The sequence below is a fragment of the Bradyrhizobium roseum genome, from assembly GCF_030413175.1.
GTDB classification, from domain to species: Bacteria; Pseudomonadota; Alphaproteobacteria; order Rhizobiales; family Xanthobacteraceae; genus Bradyrhizobium; species Bradyrhizobium roseum.
In genome coordinates this window covers 856,335-871,130 of the sequence record NZ_CP129212.1, presented here as the reverse complement: position 1 = coordinate 871,130, position 14,796 = coordinate 856,335, and the positions used below count along the sequence as shown (strand labels likewise).

Genomic DNA, 14,796 nt, shown 5'->3' with positions numbered 1-14,796 from the left:
GCCTGGCACCTCATCCCCAAATTATTGGCGAATCACGCCTATTCGGCGTCTTCGGGGTCGGTGTCGCGGCCTGGGATGACGTAGCGGCCGGAGAGCCAGCGGTTCAGGTCGACGTCGCGGCAGCGGGGGGAGCAGAACGGGAGCGTGGCCGCCTTGGCGGGCTTGCCGCATTCCGGGCAGGGTTTGGCCGGCGGGCTGGCGCCGCCGCCGGGCGCCGCGTCGGGCGGCTCAGCTGGCATTGAGCCAGCCGAAGCGGATCGGGAAACCCTCGCCGCCCATCAGGGTCACCGTCTCGTAGAGCGGCAGGCCGACGACGTTGGTATAGGAGCCGACCATCTTGACCACGAACGAGCCGGCGATGCCCTGCACGGCGTAGCCGCCGGCTTTGCCGCGCCATTCGCCGGAGCCGATATAGGCCTGGATGTCGTCCTCGCTGAGCCGCTTGAAGCGGACGCGGGTTTCGATCAGGCGCTGGCGGAACGCCTCCTTCGGCGTCACCAGGCAGATCGCGGTGTAGACGCGGTGGTTGCGGCCCGACAGCAGCCGCAGGCATTGGGCGGCCTCGTCCACCAGATTGGCCTTGGGCAGGATGCGGCGGCCGACCGCGACCACGGTGTCGGCGGCGAGGATGAAGGAGCCGCGCAGTTCGTCGTCGAGCTGGATCGATTTCAGCGCGGCGTCGGCCTTGGCGCGGGCCAGGCGGTTGGCGCAGGCGCGCGGCAGCTCGCCCCGCTTCGGGGTCTCGTCGACATCGGCCGGGCGCAGCGCGTCGGGCTCGATGCCGGCCTGGTTGAGCAGGCTGAGCCGTCGCGGCGAACCGGAGGCGAGAACGATTTTGGGGCGGCCAAGCATGCGGGGATGTGTCGCGGAAAGGATTCGGGGGATGCGCGCGCGGAACCTATCGGAAGGGGCTTCATTCCACAACCGGGGAACAAGTGGTTGTTGTTGTTGCGAATCAGCGGCGGTTGCGGACTGGGGGGATGGAAAGCACGGGCGGTTGTCGTGGGGATGACAAGGGCGATTGGCGGTGCGGTTTTCTACACCCGCCCCTTGAGGGGGCGGGTCGGCTCGCGTTCGCGAAGCGAATGCGAGACGGGGCGGGGTGATCTCTCCGCGGGCACCGCCCGAGCGGATCGGCTGTCACCCCACCTCGGTTCGCATTGTATGCGAACCGATCCTCCCCCTCCAGGGGAGGATGAAGGAACCTACCCGCTCGCCGCGCCCGCTTTCGAAAACCGGCGTCGGATGCGCATCATCAGGCCGTCGCAGACTTCGCGGTAGGCGGCGAGTTTCTGCTCCCGCGTCCCTTCGGTGTCGGTCGGGTCGGGCGTCGGCCAGTATTCGACGTCGGCGGCCAGCGTGTGCGTCAGCGCCAGCGCCTTGTGATGGGCCTCGGGCGACAGCGTGATGATGAGGTCGAAATTGAGCCCCTCCCAATCCTCGAGTTCCTCGAACGTCATCGGCTTGTGCTCGGAAATGTCCTGGCCGAGTTCGGCCATCACGGCGACCGCGAACGGATCGAGCTCGCCCTTTCTCACGCCGGCGGATTTCACATAGAGCGACCGCGGAAACATCTGCCGCAGCAGGCTTTCCGCCATCGGCGAACGCACGCTGTTCAGCCCGCACGCGAACAGCACGGCCTGCGGGTTGCGCGCGCGCGGCGGCGCTTCCATGCGTTACGAGATCCTTGCGGGGCGCTTCGCACTTTTCGGCGTCATGCCTTCCTGCTTACGCATGACGTGATCCGAAAACCGCTTCGCACTTTTCGGCGTCATGCGTCTTGCCCCTTCCAGTGCAAGACGCAGATCAGCGTGAACAGGCGGCGCGAGGTTTCGAAATCGATTCTGACCTTGCCCTTCAGCCGCTCCTGCAGCGTGCGCGAGCCTTCGTCATGGATGCCGCGGCGGCCCATGTCGATCGCCTCGATCTTGTCGGTGGTGGCGGTGCGGATCGCCTGGTAGTAGCTGTCGCAGATCATGAAATAGTCCTTCACGATCCGCCGGAACGGCGTCAGCGACAGCAGATGCGCGACCACGGGCGTGCCGTCCTCGCGGCGGATGTCGAACACCAGCCGGTTGCCGGTAATGGCCAGATGCAGCGTGTAGGGGCCCTCGCCGGCGCCTTCCGGCGCGAACAGGTTCTGCTCGATCAAATCGTAGATCGCGATCGCGCGCTCATGCTCGATGTCGGGCCCGGAACGCCCGATCGATTCCTCGTCGAGCGTCACCGCGACGATGCGGTTGTGCTGGTCATCGTCTGGTGGCGGCTGGTTCATGGCAGGTTGAGGCGCAGTCCGACCGAGCGCGAATGGGCGTCCAGACCCTCGGCTTTTCCAAGAGTCATCGCGGCAGGCCCCAGCGCGCGCAACTGGTCCGGCCCGCATTTGAGAATAGAGGTGCGCTTCATGAAGTCCAGCACGCCGAGCCCCGACGAAAACCGGGCCGAGCGCGCCGTCGGCAGCACATGGTTGGAGCCGCCGACATAATCGCCGATCGCCTCCGGCGTATGCGGACCGAGGAAGATCGCGCCGGCGTTGCGGACCTTGGCTGACAGGCCTTCCGCGTCCGCGGTCATGATTTCCAGGTGTTCGGCGGCGATGGCGTTCGCCAGCTCCACCGCCTCGTCGAGTTTCTTGACCATGATGATGGCGCCAAACTCGTTCCACGAGGCGCGGGCGATGTCGGCCCGGGGCAGCGTCGCCAATTGCGACTCGACCGCCCGCGCGACGTCGTCGGCCAGTGCCGCGCTGTCCGTGATCAGGATCGACTGCGCGCTGGCATCGTGCTCGGCCTGCGCCAGCAGGTCTGCGGCGATCCAGCCGGCATTGCCGGTGTCGTCGGCGATCACGAGCACTTCGGAGGGGCCGGCGATCATGTCGATGCCGACCTTGCCGAACACCTGCCGCTTGGCGGCGGCGACATAGGCGTTGCCAGGTCCGACGATCTTGGCCACCGGCGCAATGGTCGCCGTGCCGTAGGCCAGCGCCGCCACCGCCTGCGCGCCGCCGACGCGGTAGATTTCGGAGACGCCGCCGAGCTGCGCGGCGGCCAGCACCAGCGGATTGAGCTTGCCGTCCGGGGACGGCACCACCATCACGACCCGCGGCACGCCGGCCACGTTCGCCGGCACCGCGTTCATCAGCACCGAGGACGGATACGCCGCGGTGCCGCCGGGGACGTAGAGCCCGACCGCCTCGACCGCGCTCCAGCGCCAGCCGAGTTCGACGCCCAGCGCATCGGTGAAGCGCTCGTCCTTCGGCAATTGCTTCTTGTGAAACAGCTCGATCCGGTCGCGGGCGAATTTCAGGGCGTCCAGCGTGGCGGCGTCGCAGGCCTTGACGGCAGCCTCGACCTCGGCGGCGGTGACGCGCAGGCCGGCGGCCGTGACCTCCAGCCGGTCGAATTTCCGGGTCGCCTCGATCAGGGCGGCGTCGCCGCGCGCGGCCACGTCGTCGACGATGGCGCGGGTGGCGCGCTCGACATCGGCCGACACCTCGCGCTTGGCGGCGAGGAACTGCTTGAATTGCGGGCCGAAATCGGCGCGGCTGGTATCCAGGCGGACGGGCATGGCGGCTTTCTCGGGAGACGTCGAAGCCCCTGCTCAATGGCGCGGCGGCCAAGGGCCGTCAACCCTTGCGGCCGCGGAAACAGCGGCGGCAGGGTGGGCAAAGGCGCGTTTGCGCCGTGCCCACCATCCTCAGCCGCCCGGGCCAGTGGTGGGCTCGCTTCGCTTAGCCCGCCCTACGGCGCCGGAATCACCCCTCCGGGGCGATGGCCAGGTCGCTGGCGCCGAGGTCGTCGGTGCCGAGGTCGGTCAGCTCGCATTCCAGGCATTCGACGTCCAGCCGCAGCGCCTTGTCGTGGGTGAACAGCAAGAGCGCGCTGCCGCCGGGGGCTTCGCCCGGATGGAATTCGATCCCGATCAGTTCCAGCACCGCCTCGGGCTGGTCCAGATCGATGTTGCGCGACTTGCAGGCCAGCACGCGGTCGAACCGGAGCGCGGCAATCGAGCGGCGCGGCTCGGTTCCGCCGGACAGCGTCTGCTCCCAGTCCAGCCGGTCGATGCCGACCACCAGCCGCTTTTCGTCCTGCCGCCAGACGATGTCGGAGGCCTGGACGCGGGCATCCTGCACATGGGCCGAAATGACGGCGAGATCGTCGGCATCGAGCGCAATGAGTTTGAGCGGGTCCTCCGACATCCTCGATCGTCCTGAAATGATTCCTAATCACTGATGCGCTGGATCGACGCGCCGACGCCGGAGAGCTTGTCCTCGAGCCGTTCGAAGCCGCGGTCCAGATGATAGATACGGTTGACCATGGTTTCGCCCTCGGCGGCAAGCCCCGCAATCACAAGCGACACCGAGGCCCGCAGGTCCGTCGCCATGACAGGCGCGCCGCGCAATCGTGCGGTGCCGTCGATGGTCGCGGTCTCGCCGTCCAGCGATATCCGCGCGCCGAACCGCGCCAGTTCCTGCACATGCATGAAGCGGTTCTCGAAAATCGTCTCGGTGATCTGCGAGGAACCGCCGGCGCAGGCCATCAGGGCCATCAGTTGCGCCTGCAGGTCGGTCGGAAAGCCCGGGTAGGGCGCGGTCGATACCGTCACCGGCCGGATCCCGGCGCCGTTCCGGGCCACCCTTATACCGTCACGGTTGACGGTGATGACGGCGCCGGCCTCGCTCAGCACGTCGAGCGCCGACTGCAGCAATTCAGGGCGCGCGCCGGACAACAGGACGTCGCCGCCGGTCATCGCGACCGCCATCGCATAGGTGCCGGTCTCGATTCGATCCGGCAGCACGGTATGCTGCGCGCCGTGCAGTTTTTCGACGCCCTCGACCACGATGCGCGGCGTGCCGGCGCCGGCGATGCGCGCGCCCATCTTTTTCAGGCAATGGGCGACGTCGTAAATCTCGGGCTCGCAGGCGGCGTTGGTGATGATTGTCGTGCCCTTCGCCAGCGTTGCCGCCATCAGTGCGACGTGGGTGCCGCTCACCGTTACCTTCGGAAAATCGATCTGAGCGCCACGCAGGCCGCCGGGCGCCTTCGCCACCACATAGCCGCCGTCGATGGTGAGTTCAGCGCCGAGCTTTTCCAGCGCCATGATCAAGAGATCGACCGGCCGCGTGCCGATGGCGCAGCCGCCCGGCAGCGAGACTTTGGCTTGATGCATCCGCGCCAGCAGCGGCGCGATCACCCAGAACGAGGCGCGCATCCGCGAGACCAGTTCGTAGGGCGCCGTGGTGTCGATGATGTCGGCCGCCGAGATGTGCAGGGTCTGGCCCTGATAGGCACGGTCGCCGGAGCGCTTGCCCATCGCGGCGATGTCGACGCCGTGGTTGCCGAGGATGCGCTGCAGTTGCGCGACGTCGGCAAGCCGCGGCACGTTGTCGAGGATCAGCGTTTCCTCGGTCAGCAGGGCCGCGATCATCAGCGGCAGGGCGGCGTTCTTCGCGCCCGAGATGGCAATGGTGCCGTTGAGCGGACGGCCGCCGACGATACGAATGCGGTCCATGCCATCCCTCTGTGATGCACAAATTGGCGCACAGCAGAAGCGGCGACATTTGCGGCGATTTGATGGGATGGGCGCCAAACCCACAGTCGTCATTCCGGGGCGCGCGAAGCGCGAACCCGGAATCCAACGCGCCACCTACTCGGCCGTGAGTTGGATTCCGGGTTCAGCCCTACGGGCTGCCCCGGAATGACGGCCGAGAGTGTGGTGACGACGGGTTAGACGCGATTGATATCTTCGCTCTCGAGTGTCGGCTTCGGATACCCCTCGCGCGCCACCTTGATCATGGCGCGGCCGAGTTGCTCGCTGGTCGTCATCTGGCTCGGCACGGCGCGCACCATCCAGGACAGCAGCGGCGCGGTCAGCGCGTAGACCGCGTTGACCCAGCCGGTCTTCGACCGCACGCCGTGCAGCGGCTGGATGCCGGAGGGCCGGAACATGTAGGCCGCCTTGAACGGCAGTTTGAGCAGGTCGGCCTCGGTCTTGCCCTTGACCCGCGCCCATCCGAGCGGGCTCTTTTCGGTTTGATCGGTGCCCTTGCCGGTGACATAGGTGAACACCATGCCGGGGTTGAGCCGCACCAGCGTGTTCGCCGCCGCCATGGTGACATCGTAGGTCAGGTGCCGGTAGCGCTCCGGGTCCATGCCGATCGAAGAGACACCGAGACAGAAGAAGCAGGCGTCATATCCCGCCAGCTGCGATTCGATCTTCGAGAAATCCGTAAAATCGTCGTGCAGCACTTCCTTGAGCTTGGCGTGCTGCACCCCGCTCGGGCTGCGCCCGACCGACAAGACTTCGGCGACACCGGGATCGAGCAGGCATTCGCGCAGAACGCCCTGCCCGACCATGCCGGTGGCGCCGAACAGGATGGCCTTCATGCCAAAGCCCCGATCATCCCTTGATGAACGCCAGCAGGTCGGCGTTGATGGTCTCGGCATGCGTGGTCGGCATGCCATGCGGAAAGCCCGGGTAGGTCTTCAGCGTGCCGTTCTTCAGCAGTTTTGCCGACAGCGGCGCGGAGTCGGCATAGGGCACGATCTGGTCGTCGTCGCCATGCATGACGAGAACCGGCACGGTGATCTTCTTGAGGTCCTCGGTGAAGTCGGTCTGCGAGAACGCGACGATGCCGTCGTAATGCGCTTTGGCGCCGCCCATCATGCCCTGGCGCCACCAGTTCTCGATCACCGCTTCCGACGGTTTGGCGCCCGGCCGGTTGTAGCCATAGAACGGCCCGGCCGCGAGGTCGCGATAGAATTGCGTGCGACTGGCCGCTACCTGCGCCTGCAGCCCATCGAAGACCTCCTTGGGCAGGCCGCCGGGATTGGCATCCGTCTTCACCATCAGCGGCGGCACGGCGCTGAGGATCGCGGCCTTCGCCACCCGGCTTTCGCCGTGGCGCGCGATGTAGTGCACCACCTCGCCGCCGCCGGTGGAGTGGCCGACGTGAACGGCATTCTTCAGGTCGAGATGCGCGGTCAGCGCCGCGAGATCATCGGCGTAGTGATCCATGTCGTGGCCGTCGGCGACCTGGCTGGAGCGACCGTGGCCGCGGCGGTCATGGGCGATGACGCGAAAGCCGTTGTTGACGAAAAACAGCATCTGCGTGTCCCAGTCGTCGGCCGACAGCGGCCAGCCATGGCTGAACACGATCGGCTGGCCCTTGCCCCAATCCTTGTAGAAAATCTCGACGCCGTCTTTGGTAGTGATAGTGGGCATGGGAATGCTCCTTCTGTTACGCGGTTACGCCTTGAGCCATCTCTAGACCGGGCGGAAGCGCCGCAAGGCGCCGATGATCATGACGACGAAAAACACCAGCACGATGCCCTGCACCACCGCGAACACCGGCCCTGAGGGCGGGGCGCCAGGCGCCAGCGCCGACAATGCCGGAATCTTGAGGAAGCTCTGGATGACCAGCACGAACGTGTTGAGGTACAGCGAGATCAGCGCGGTCAGCACATAAATCCAGCGCCACGGTCCGGCGAGTTTCATGCCGTAGAGCGCGAGACAGGCGATCGCCAGCAGCACCAGCGACAGAATGCCGATGATGTGCGACGGCAGCAGCTTTTCGGTCAGAAGCGGCGGAATCGGAAAGCCGGTGGCGCTGGTCAGGATGGTGAACAGCAGGAAGATCGCGGTGAGCCCGGGCTGCGATTTCGAACTGAGCATTCCGAACATCACGATCAGGCCCGCGACAATGGCAATCAAACTGATGACGACGTGCACCTGAACAAACGTCGCCATACTCATACCCAAGATCATCGGAGCGCCCCCTCGCTGGAATTGTTCCGAAGGTTACGACGCAGCGCGGAGAATTTCCACACGCATCCCGCACAGGTCAGGCAATGCAGGCATGTGCGCGAAAGAATGACGCATCAACGAAAGTCGTATGATGCACGAAATATTTGCACGGCTGTCACAAACATCGGCACGAGAACCGATTGGATTGAAGGCACCGGCCAGCAAAGCGTTTGTCGCGTTAGCGATCGAGAAATTCGACCAGCTTCGGGATCACCTGATCGGGCGCCTCTTCCATCAGCCAGTGTCCGCGGCCTGGAACCAGCACGCCCTCGACATTGGTTGCGACCATCTTGCCTTGCTCGATCAGGAACGTACCGCCGGCCTTCTCGCCGGACAACACCAGCATCGGCATCGGCAATTTGGTCTTCGCAAGTTCGGCAAACTCGCTGGCGTCCTGCGGGAAGGCGCGGAAGACTTCCATGCCCGCCTTCATGTGGCCCGGCCGCGCATACTCCTTGGCGTAGAATTTTCGGTCAGCCTCGGGCACAGATTTTTGGGCGTCGGCGGCGAAATCGTTCCAGAAATGTTCGAGATAGGTGCGCTCGCGGCCGGTGACCAGCGCCAGCGGCGTCTTGCCGAAGAAGTGGAAGTGCCAGAGATCGCGCAGCAGGAAGACGTTATTCCATTCGCCGACGCCGGGCAAAAACGCCTCCATCAGCACGATGCGGTCGACTTCATCAGGATATTGTGCCGCATAGGCGTAGGCGACCATCAGTCCGATGTCGTGGCCGACCAGCCGGATGCGGTCGTATTTCAGGCTTTTCACCAAAGCGTGGATGTCCTGCGCCATCGCTTTCTTGGTGTAGCCGCCGTCGGGCGTGGACGATTGGCCGAAGCCGCGCAGATCGGGGGCGATCACGGTGTGTTTGGCGGAAAGCTTTGCGATCAGCGGCCGCCACATGTGGCTGGTCTGGGCAAAGCCGTGCAGCAGCACGACGGGATCGCCTTTACCCGCCACGAGATAATGCAGCTTGACGCCGTTGACTTCGGCGAATTTGCTTTGCGGCGCCTGCGCGAAAGAAGCGCTTGAGGAGATCAACGAGATCGACAATGCCATCCAGGTGACACAAGCAATGGCCCGTAGCGTCTTCGGTATGGATGGCATGTGAGATTTCCTCATTCTTGGTTGGAGCACGGGTTCGGAATTGTAGCCCGCATGAGCGTTTGCGACATGCGGGATGCCGCGCACGCCGGTCCCGCATATCGCAAGTGCTCATGCGGGCTACAAAGGCGACGGACCGTAAGGGTGACGGGGATAGATCGCCTCAGCTGCATCATTGAACTACAGCGCCGGCTTCATGGAATCGGCCAGATAGCCGTGCAACGCCGCCACCACCTGCGCGCCCTCGCCAATCGCGCCGCCGACGCGCTTGACCGAGCCGGAACGCACGTCGCCGACCGCGAACACGCCGGGCACCGAGGTTTCCAGCGGCGATGCCAACTGTCCGTCCTTCGGCTTGCATTGCGCGCCGGTGACGACAAAGCCGCCGCGATCGACCATGACGCCGCAGCCGTCGAGCCAGTCGGTGGCGGGATCGGCGCCGACGAACAGGAACAGGTTGCTGATATCCAGCGTCTGCACATCGTCAGGCGCGAGGCGGCTACGCCAGCGGATGCGCGACAATGCACCGGAATCGTCGCTTTCGAGGCCGACCACTTCGGCGTTGAAGATCAATTCGATATTGTCGGCCGCCTCGATGCGGTCGATCAGATAGCGCGACATGCTGGCCCCGAGCCCGCCGCCGCGAATGATCATGTAGACCTTGCGGGCATGCGCGGAGAGAAACACCGCGGCCTGCCCCGCCGAATTGCCGGCGCCGACCAGCACGACATCCTGCCCGCTGCACAGTTTGGCCTCGATCGGCGAAGCCCAGTACCAGACGCCGCGGCCTTCGAAGGTCGCGAGGTTTTCGATCTCAGGCCGGCGGTAGCGCGCGCCGCTCGCGACCACGACGGATTTGGCCCGCATGTTCTTGCCGCAGTCGGTCGCGAGATAAAAGGCGCCGTCGGCGCGGCTGCAATCGAGCGACTGGATCGAGACCGGGATCAGCATGTTGGCGCCGAACTTTTGCGCCTGGTTGAACGCGCGGGCGGTGAGCGCCTGGCCGGAAATGCCGGTCGGGAAACCGAGATAGTTTTCGATCCGCGCGCTGGCGCCGGCCTGGCCGCCGAACGCGCGCGAATCGAACACGGCGACCGACAGTCCTTCGGAAGCCGCATAGACGGCGGTGGCGAGTCCGGCCGGCCCGCTGCCGACCACCGCGACGTCATAGAGTTTCTCATGGTCGTGGTCGCCGATCATGCCGATCGCGTAGGCGATCGCCGCCTCCGTCGGGTTGCGCAGCACCTGGCCGTCGGGACAGACCACCAGTGGCAGGTCGGCGCGGGTGGTGACGTAGCGCGCGACGAGATCGGCGGCGTCCTTGTCGGTGGCGGGATCGAGCGTATGGTGCGGATGACCGTTGCGGGCCAGAAAATTCTGCAGCCGCGCCATGTCGCCCAGCGACGTCGGGCCGATCAGCACCACACCGCCGGTGCCGCCCTGGATCAGATTGACCCGGCGCAGGATCAGCGCGCGCATGATGCGCTCGCCGAGTTCGGCTTCCGCGACCAGCAGCGCGCGCAATTGCTCCGGCGGGATCAGCAGCGTTTCGACGTCGCCCTCCGCATGGCCATCGACCAGCGCCACCCGGCCGGAAAGCTGGCCGATCTCGGCGAGGAACTGCCCGGCCCCCTGGTCGATAACCGGCGTGACATGGCCGAGGCCGTCGCGCTGGGTGATCGAGACGGTGCCCGACAGCACCACGAACATGCCGGGACCGATCTTGCCGGTCTCGAACAGCGCTTCGCCGTGCCGGTAGCTGCGAAGTTCCCCGAACCGGCGCATCCGCTCGATTTCGGAATCCGTGAGCGACGGAAAGGTCTGCTCATGGCGGGGAAATACGACGGAAGCCGCGCCGATCGCCGGATCGGCCGTGATGTCTGAACTCATTGTCGTCGCCCACAAAAGAACCAGAACTATGCGAAAAACGGGCCAAGCCGCCCGGCGAGCGAAGCACGGGTTCCCGCTGTGATGGAGGCTACGATTTTCCGCCGCCGGTATCTAGGGAAGTATCGCCGGTTTCGGAAGATGCGACATCGCCGCGCCCGCGCGCCTGCGACTTCCGCCGCTTGAGATTTTCGCGCAAGGCGAGCTTCAGCCGATCGCGTCGTGAATCCTTCACACCCGCGCCGGTCTTTTCGGAGCTGCCGTCCTGATGGTCCCTGGTCGTCATTCCGTCGAACACGTCTCGATGTTGAATCCGGCACCGCACCGTCCGCGACGCCGTGACCCGAGCATAGCGGATTTCGTCGCCGCCCGCCGCAATGACCATCTCGCCGGAAACCGGCGCGAAAGCCACGGTTCGGGCGCATCGAATGTCCGCCGCGGAGGGTCGGGATCCGTGCTGGCGTCGGGAGCCTCCCCGGTAGATTTTTCTGGATTTTTGACGGCGTTGCAGCGGTCGGTCGGCAATAAGCCCCGCTTTCTGACGATTTTTGTCCCTTCCCGGCCCGCCCGCGTGCTTGCGCCAGCGGGGCCCATGTGGCAAGAACCGGCCGCCTAGTAAGGGGCCTTTAAGGCCGATTCCTTCATATACCGGGCACGCTGCCGTAGCTCAGTGGTAGAGCACTCCATTGGTAATGGAGAGGTCGACAGTTCAATCCTGTCTGGCAGCACCACCCATTGCATTGGGAACATTGATTTTATTGGAAATTCGGTCCTGAGTGCCACACAAGAGTGCCACACAGACCAATGGTTTCCGTAAAACGTCGTATGGATAAGCGAGCCCGATCCTCCGTCCCCCAATTCCGATGCCGCGTCCCATCTAAGTTGGTTGCGCAATTGCGCGGCAAGCAAGTCTTGCTGCACCTCTCGCGCAATACTGATTCCGCATGCATCAAGGTCGTGACCATCGGTAACGATGTCGCCTTCAGTCTAGAGACTACCGACGAAGCGATTGCTGCCGCTCGCCACGCAAACGCGCTTGAACACCTGCAGCGCCTTTTCGATCTGACTGCAGGTCCACCAATTACTCTGTCCCATCGCGACATGGTCGCCTTGGCAGGCGAGGTGTATCACGCCTATGTCTATGTCCACGAAGATAATCCCGGCGAGCCGGGAAGATGGGCGTGGCACAAGGGGCTTACACGGGCCGTTCTCGAAGGACGGATCAAAGACGCTCCACCAGCCACGTTCAAGGTTGATGATTACGACGCGGCCTCTGGTCTGTTCGAGACGGGCAATTTAACCCAGTCGATCGACGCATTGCCGGCCGGTCAGCACGATGGGCTAGAGGCACGGTTCGGGCTGTTGGCGGATTGGGTACTCATCCGACACATCATCCACCTAGCGCCTGACGATCGGAAACGTTTCCTCAGATTAGTGGGGGTGGCCTCACTGGATGCGTCGTGGCAACTTCGCCGGAACGCTGAAGGCGATTACAGCCCCGATCCTAAGGCGCAACGTTTCCCGCCAATCGACTCAGTCACCTCCGTCAAACCAAAGCTGACCATCACTGGTCTACTTGATCACTGGTGGCAGGAAGCCAGAGCCACCGGCCGCTCGCAGAAAACTTATGAAACCTACCGGGGCGCCGTAGACCGATTGGTCAAGCATTTAGGTCATGACGATGCTCGCCGCGTGACCGAATCGGACATGCTGGCGTTCAAGGACGCGCGGCTCAAGGTGGTCACTGCCAAGAGCTTGAAGGACGGTGATCTACCGGGAATACGATCAGTCTTCGGCTGGGCAGTTGATAATCGGAAGCTGACCAAAAATCCGGCCGATGCCGTCAAGGTAAAGTCAGAGAAGAAAAAGCGGACTCGTTCGAAAGGCTTTACCGATGACGAAGCCAAGGCGATATTCAAGGCCTGCCTTGGCTACGTGCGAAAGCCGAAAGAGGATTCCAAGACCGCCGCAGCCAAGCGATGGGCTCCGCTCATAGCCGCGTATACCGGATGCCGGATTGCCGAGGCGTTGCAGCTTCGAAAAGAAGATATCCGGAATGAGTCCGGACACTATATTTTTGATCTCAACCCACTGGCCGGCAGCATCAAATCGGGGTCATACCGGTTGGTACCAGTACATCAACACTTGATCGAGTTGGGCCTGTTGTCTTTCATTGACGGCTCCGACCATGGCCCCTTGTTTGCGAAGGGTAGCTACAAGCGCGTGACTGATCTTGTTCGAACCGTTGCCACTGACGAACGGATCCAACCCAATCACGCTTGGCGACACCGGCTGAAAACGATCAGCCGCAACTTGGGACTAGACCACAGGGTCGTCGACTGCATCCAAGGCCACGCGGCACGAACCTCCGGTGAAGACTACGGCGACGTCACCGTAACGGCGATGGCCCGAGTGATTTCCGCCATCCCCCGGATAATGGTCGATACCGGAAAAAGTCTCCAAGCAGCGCAACTCGAAACGGCCGGATAATGAAAGATGCCACACCGAGAGTAGTCCGTACGAAAGTGTAGATTGTCATCATCTCCGATCGCTTACCAGCTATCGATCTCGATCAACTTCATCTGGCCTCTTCTTCGTGATGTTCTTTCTCGCCTCGGCCAGATAGTCGGGATGATGGTGGCCGTAGACCCGCTCTAGCACCTCCACGGTCATGCCGAGGTACCCCGCCGCATCCCAAAGATTCGTACCCGCCTGCATAAGCCAAGTTGCCGCGGTGTGGCGAAGGGTATGGGGTGTAACGTTCTCGAGCGAGATGTCGATCTCCGAGAGCTTAACCACATTGGCAAAACCCGTTTTGACCGACTGGACGGATTGACCGTTGTATTCGACGAAATGATGCTTCGCGATATCTAGGCGGTCCCAGCGGCGCATGTGGGCCAGCAGCCGATTGGAGAGTGGTACAGGCGGCTGACGCTTCTTCGTCTCCTTCTTGCCGATGGGCTTACGAAAAAAGAGGCCACGTTCCAAGTCCACCCATGACTTCCCAAATTCTTGTCGCTTGGCCGCAGACGCGATCGCACTGGCCCGCGTACCGGTGTAACACCCGATCAAAATGAACCGAGCGATGTGTCGAAGAGGCCGGCGACCTGTAACAATCTTCTGACCTTTCATTGGACCGATATGAATCGTCTGAATTTCGCGATAGCGATAGGCGGCCCAAATCATCTTTGCCGCCTCAGTTCGAGTCAGCCACCGCTGACGAGAATTTCCCTTCGCGGGAAGCCAAACATTTACCTGGCCGTAGTGCAAATTCTCGCAGCCATGATGATTGATAGCCGCTTGCAAGATCTGCAAATCCCGCCGAGCGCCGCCCTCGCCTCCCCCGGCTGCGATGCGATGCCTTACGTATCCCTTACTCTCCCTGGTATTAATTTCAGACAGCCACTTGTCGCCCCAATATTCATTGAGGCGCCGGATAGTCCCTTCAAGATGAAGTTCCTTGGAGGTGTGCTCGTGCGGAGACTTCTCCGGGTCGATCTGATCGTCCAAATAGACGGACAATACGTCGGCTAACGCTATGTTTTCGAGCTGACGAAGCCTGCGGTCTGGCCGATGCTTCCTAATCAAGTATTCGGCTAGGGCTTCTTCTGCCTTGCTTGGCGGTTTAGATTCAGTCGGGCTTGCAGCAACTCCCGTGGAGATTTGCCGGTCACCGTCTCGGATGACCCAAACGGCATTCTTTCTGATAACGCCGTCCTTGTACTGTGCTGAGCGCTTGTAAAGGCGAGGTCCTTTGCTTTTACGCGACACCTTTCCCTCATCCGCTTGATGTCGGCCAATGTTGTAAATTGCTTGCCCGCAATCACTTCGTATTCCAGCCGGCCACGAGCGATCTCCCGGCGCAAGCCAGCGATTTTGATAGAGCCGTCCGGGAACGCCAGCCGCGCGGCGACTTCCAATCGCAGGGGCGTATCCGGTCCGACTTGTTCGACATCAAAACAAGCAAATTTGAATTTCTTCATAGTGGGTTGTCGTTTGGC

At 63.2% G+C, this 14,796-nt stretch carries 16 protein-coding genes and 1 tRNA gene; 2 read left to right on the top strand and 15 right to left on the bottom strand.

Annotated features, from left to right (window positions below):
• Positions 1-38 precede the first annotated feature (38 nt).
• The 13 genes from yacG to QUH67_RS03905 all read right to left on the bottom strand — a co-directional run bounded on the left by yacG (position 39) and on the right by QUH67_RS03905 (position 11,207).
• Positions 39-239: a DNA gyrase inhibitor YacG gene (gene yacG / locus QUH67_RS03965; RefSeq protein ID WP_300945341.1), complete on the bottom strand. Its 201-nt coding sequence runs from the start codon at positions 237-239 to the stop codon at positions 39-41.
• Complete coding sequence (locus tag QUH67_RS03960; RefSeq protein ID WP_300945340.1) at positions 229-852, bottom strand: Maf-like protein; 624 nt, start codon at positions 850-852, stop codon at positions 229-231. Before QUH67_RS03960 ends, yacG begins: the two co-directional genes overlap by 11 nt.
• 353 nt (positions 853-1,205) lie before the next feature.
• Positions 1,206-1,673 carry an arsenate reductase ArsC gene (locus tag QUH67_RS03955; RefSeq protein WP_300945339.1) on the bottom strand — a complete coding sequence of 156 codons (468 nt, stop codon included), beginning with the start codon at positions 1,671-1,673 and terminating at the stop codon, positions 1,206-1,208.
• A 98-nt stretch (positions 1,674-1,771) separates the two neighbouring features.
• Entirely contained in the window at positions 1,772-2,275 is a 504-nt protein-coding gene (locus QUH67_RS03950; protein WP_300945338.1) for a UPF0262 family protein, read from the bottom strand.
• Positions 2,272-3,567, bottom strand: a complete 1,296-nt coding sequence (gene hisD, locus QUH67_RS03945; RefSeq protein WP_300945337.1) for a histidinol dehydrogenase — start codon at positions 3,565-3,567, stop codon at positions 2,272-2,274. The genes QUH67_RS03950 and hisD overlap by 4 nt, the downstream gene beginning before the upstream one ends.
• A 187-nt stretch (positions 3,568-3,754) precedes the next feature.
• Positions 3,755-4,198, bottom strand: coding sequence for a DUF2948 family protein (locus QUH67_RS03940; protein ID WP_300945336.1), 444 nt, complete (start codon positions 4,196-4,198; stop codon positions 3,755-3,757).
• A 23-nt stretch (positions 4,199-4,221) separates the two neighbouring features.
• Positions 4,222-5,511 (bottom strand): UDP-N-acetylglucosamine 1-carboxyvinyltransferase, encoded by a 1,290-nt coding sequence (gene murA, locus QUH67_RS03935; RefSeq protein WP_300945335.1) that lies wholly within the window; start codon positions 5,509-5,511, stop codon positions 4,222-4,224.
• 215 nt (positions 5,512-5,726) lie between these two features.
• A complete protein-coding gene (locus QUH67_RS03930; RefSeq protein ID WP_300945334.1) occupies positions 5,727-6,386 on the bottom strand; it encodes a Rossmann-fold NAD(P)-binding domain-containing protein in 660 nt (219 codons plus the stop codon).
• A gap of 13 nt (positions 6,387-6,399) precedes the next feature.
• The gene (locus tag QUH67_RS03925; protein ID WP_300945333.1) at positions 6,400-7,224 is read right to left on the bottom strand and encodes an alpha/beta fold hydrolase; all 825 of its coding nucleotides are present in this window, start codon (positions 7,222-7,224) and stop codon (positions 6,400-6,402) included.
• A 42-nt stretch (positions 7,225-7,266) separates the two neighbouring features.
• Positions 7,267-7,767, bottom strand: a complete 501-nt coding sequence (locus tag QUH67_RS03920) for a hypothetical protein (protein ID WP_300945332.1) — start codon at positions 7,765-7,767, stop codon at positions 7,267-7,269.
• 217 nt (positions 7,768-7,984) lie between these two features.
• Positions 7,985-8,911, bottom strand: a complete 927-nt coding sequence (locus tag QUH67_RS03915; RefSeq protein ID WP_300945331.1) for an alpha/beta fold hydrolase — start codon at positions 8,909-8,911, stop codon at positions 7,985-7,987.
• A 177-nt stretch (positions 8,912-9,088) separates the two neighbouring features.
• Entirely contained in the window at positions 9,089-10,798 is a 1,710-nt protein-coding gene (locus QUH67_RS03910) for an FAD-dependent oxidoreductase (RefSeq protein WP_300945330.1), read from the bottom strand.
• 88 nt (positions 10,799-10,886) lie between these two features.
• Complete coding sequence (locus tag QUH67_RS03905; RefSeq protein ID WP_300945329.1) at positions 10,887-11,207, bottom strand: hypothetical protein; 321 nt, start codon at positions 11,205-11,207, stop codon at positions 10,887-10,889.
• A 244-nt stretch (positions 11,208-11,451) separates the two neighbouring features.
• On the opposite strand from QUH67_RS03905, the gene QUH67_RS03900 reads away from it, so the two are divergent.
• Both QUH67_RS03900 and QUH67_RS03895 read left to right on the top strand, forming a co-directional pair.
• Positions 11,452-11,526: transfer RNA gene (locus tag QUH67_RS03900), tRNA-Thr, on the top strand.
• A 163-nt stretch (positions 11,527-11,689) separates the two neighbouring features.
• Positions 11,690-13,285, top strand: coding sequence for a tyrosine-type recombinase/integrase (locus tag QUH67_RS03895; RefSeq protein WP_300945328.1), 1,596 nt, complete (start codon positions 11,690-11,692; stop codon positions 13,283-13,285).
• A gap of 69 nt (positions 13,286-13,354) precedes the next feature.
• Here QUH67_RS03895 and QUH67_RS03890 read toward each other — a convergent pair whose 3' ends face one another.
• Both QUH67_RS03890 and QUH67_RS03885 read right to left on the bottom strand, forming a co-directional pair.
• A complete protein-coding gene (locus QUH67_RS03890) occupies positions 13,355-14,317 on the bottom strand; it encodes a site-specific integrase (RefSeq protein WP_300945327.1) in 963 nt (320 codons plus the stop codon).
• Between the two features lie 74 nt (positions 14,318-14,391).
• Positions 14,392-14,778, bottom strand: a complete 387-nt coding sequence (locus QUH67_RS03885) for an excisionase (protein ID WP_300945326.1) — start codon at positions 14,776-14,778, stop codon at positions 14,392-14,394.
• Positions 14,779-14,796 lie beyond the last annotated feature (18 nt).

Excerpts from the sequence above, each read along its gene's own strand:
- QUH67_RS03930 (WP_300945334.1), bottom strand. The coding sequence starts at position 6,386 with ATGAAGGCCATCCTGTTCGGCGCCACCGGCATGGTCGGGCAGGGCGTT.
- QUH67_RS03950 (WP_300945338.1), bottom strand. The coding sequence starts at position 2,275 with ATGAACCAGCCGCCACCAGACGATGACCAGCACAACCGCATCGTCGCG.
- yacG (WP_300945341.1), bottom strand. The coding sequence starts at position 239 with ATGCCAGCTGAGCCGCCCGACGCGGCGCCCGGCGGCGGCGCCAGCCCG.
- murA (WP_300945335.1), bottom strand. The coding sequence starts at position 5,511 with ATGGACCGCATTCGTATCGTCGGCGGCCGTCCGCTCAACGGCACCATT.
- QUH67_RS03940 (WP_300945336.1), bottom strand. The coding sequence starts at position 4,198 with ATGTCGGAGGACCCGCTCAAACTCATTGCGCTCGATGCCGACGATCTC.
- QUH67_RS03925 (WP_300945333.1), bottom strand. The coding sequence starts at position 7,224 with ATGCCCACTATCACTACCAAAGACGGCGTCGAGATTTTCTACAAGGAT.
- QUH67_RS03910 (WP_300945330.1), bottom strand. The coding sequence starts at position 10,798 with ATGAGTTCAGACATCACGGCCGATCCGGCGATCGGCGCGGCTTCCGTC.
- QUH67_RS03960 (WP_300945340.1), bottom strand. The coding sequence starts at position 852 with ATGCTTGGCCGCCCCAAAATCGTTCTCGCCTCCGGTTCGCCGCGACGG.
- QUH67_RS03955 (WP_300945339.1), bottom strand. The coding sequence starts at position 1,673 with ATGGAAGCGCCGCCGCGCGCGCGCAACCCGCAGGCCGTGCTGTTCGCG.
- QUH67_RS03920 (WP_300945332.1), bottom strand. The coding sequence starts at position 7,767 with ATGATCTTGGGTATGAGTATGGCGACGTTTGTTCAGGTGCACGTCGTC.
- hisD (WP_300945337.1), bottom strand. The coding sequence starts at position 3,567 with ATGCCCGTCCGCCTGGATACCAGCCGCGCCGATTTCGGCCCGCAATTC.
- QUH67_RS03915 (WP_300945331.1), bottom strand. The coding sequence starts at position 8,911 with ATGCCATCCATACCGAAGACGCTACGGGCCATTGCTTGTGTCACCTGG.
- QUH67_RS03885 (WP_300945326.1), bottom strand. The coding sequence starts at position 14,778 with ATGAAGAAATTCAAATTTGCTTGTTTTGATGTCGAACAAGTCGGACCG.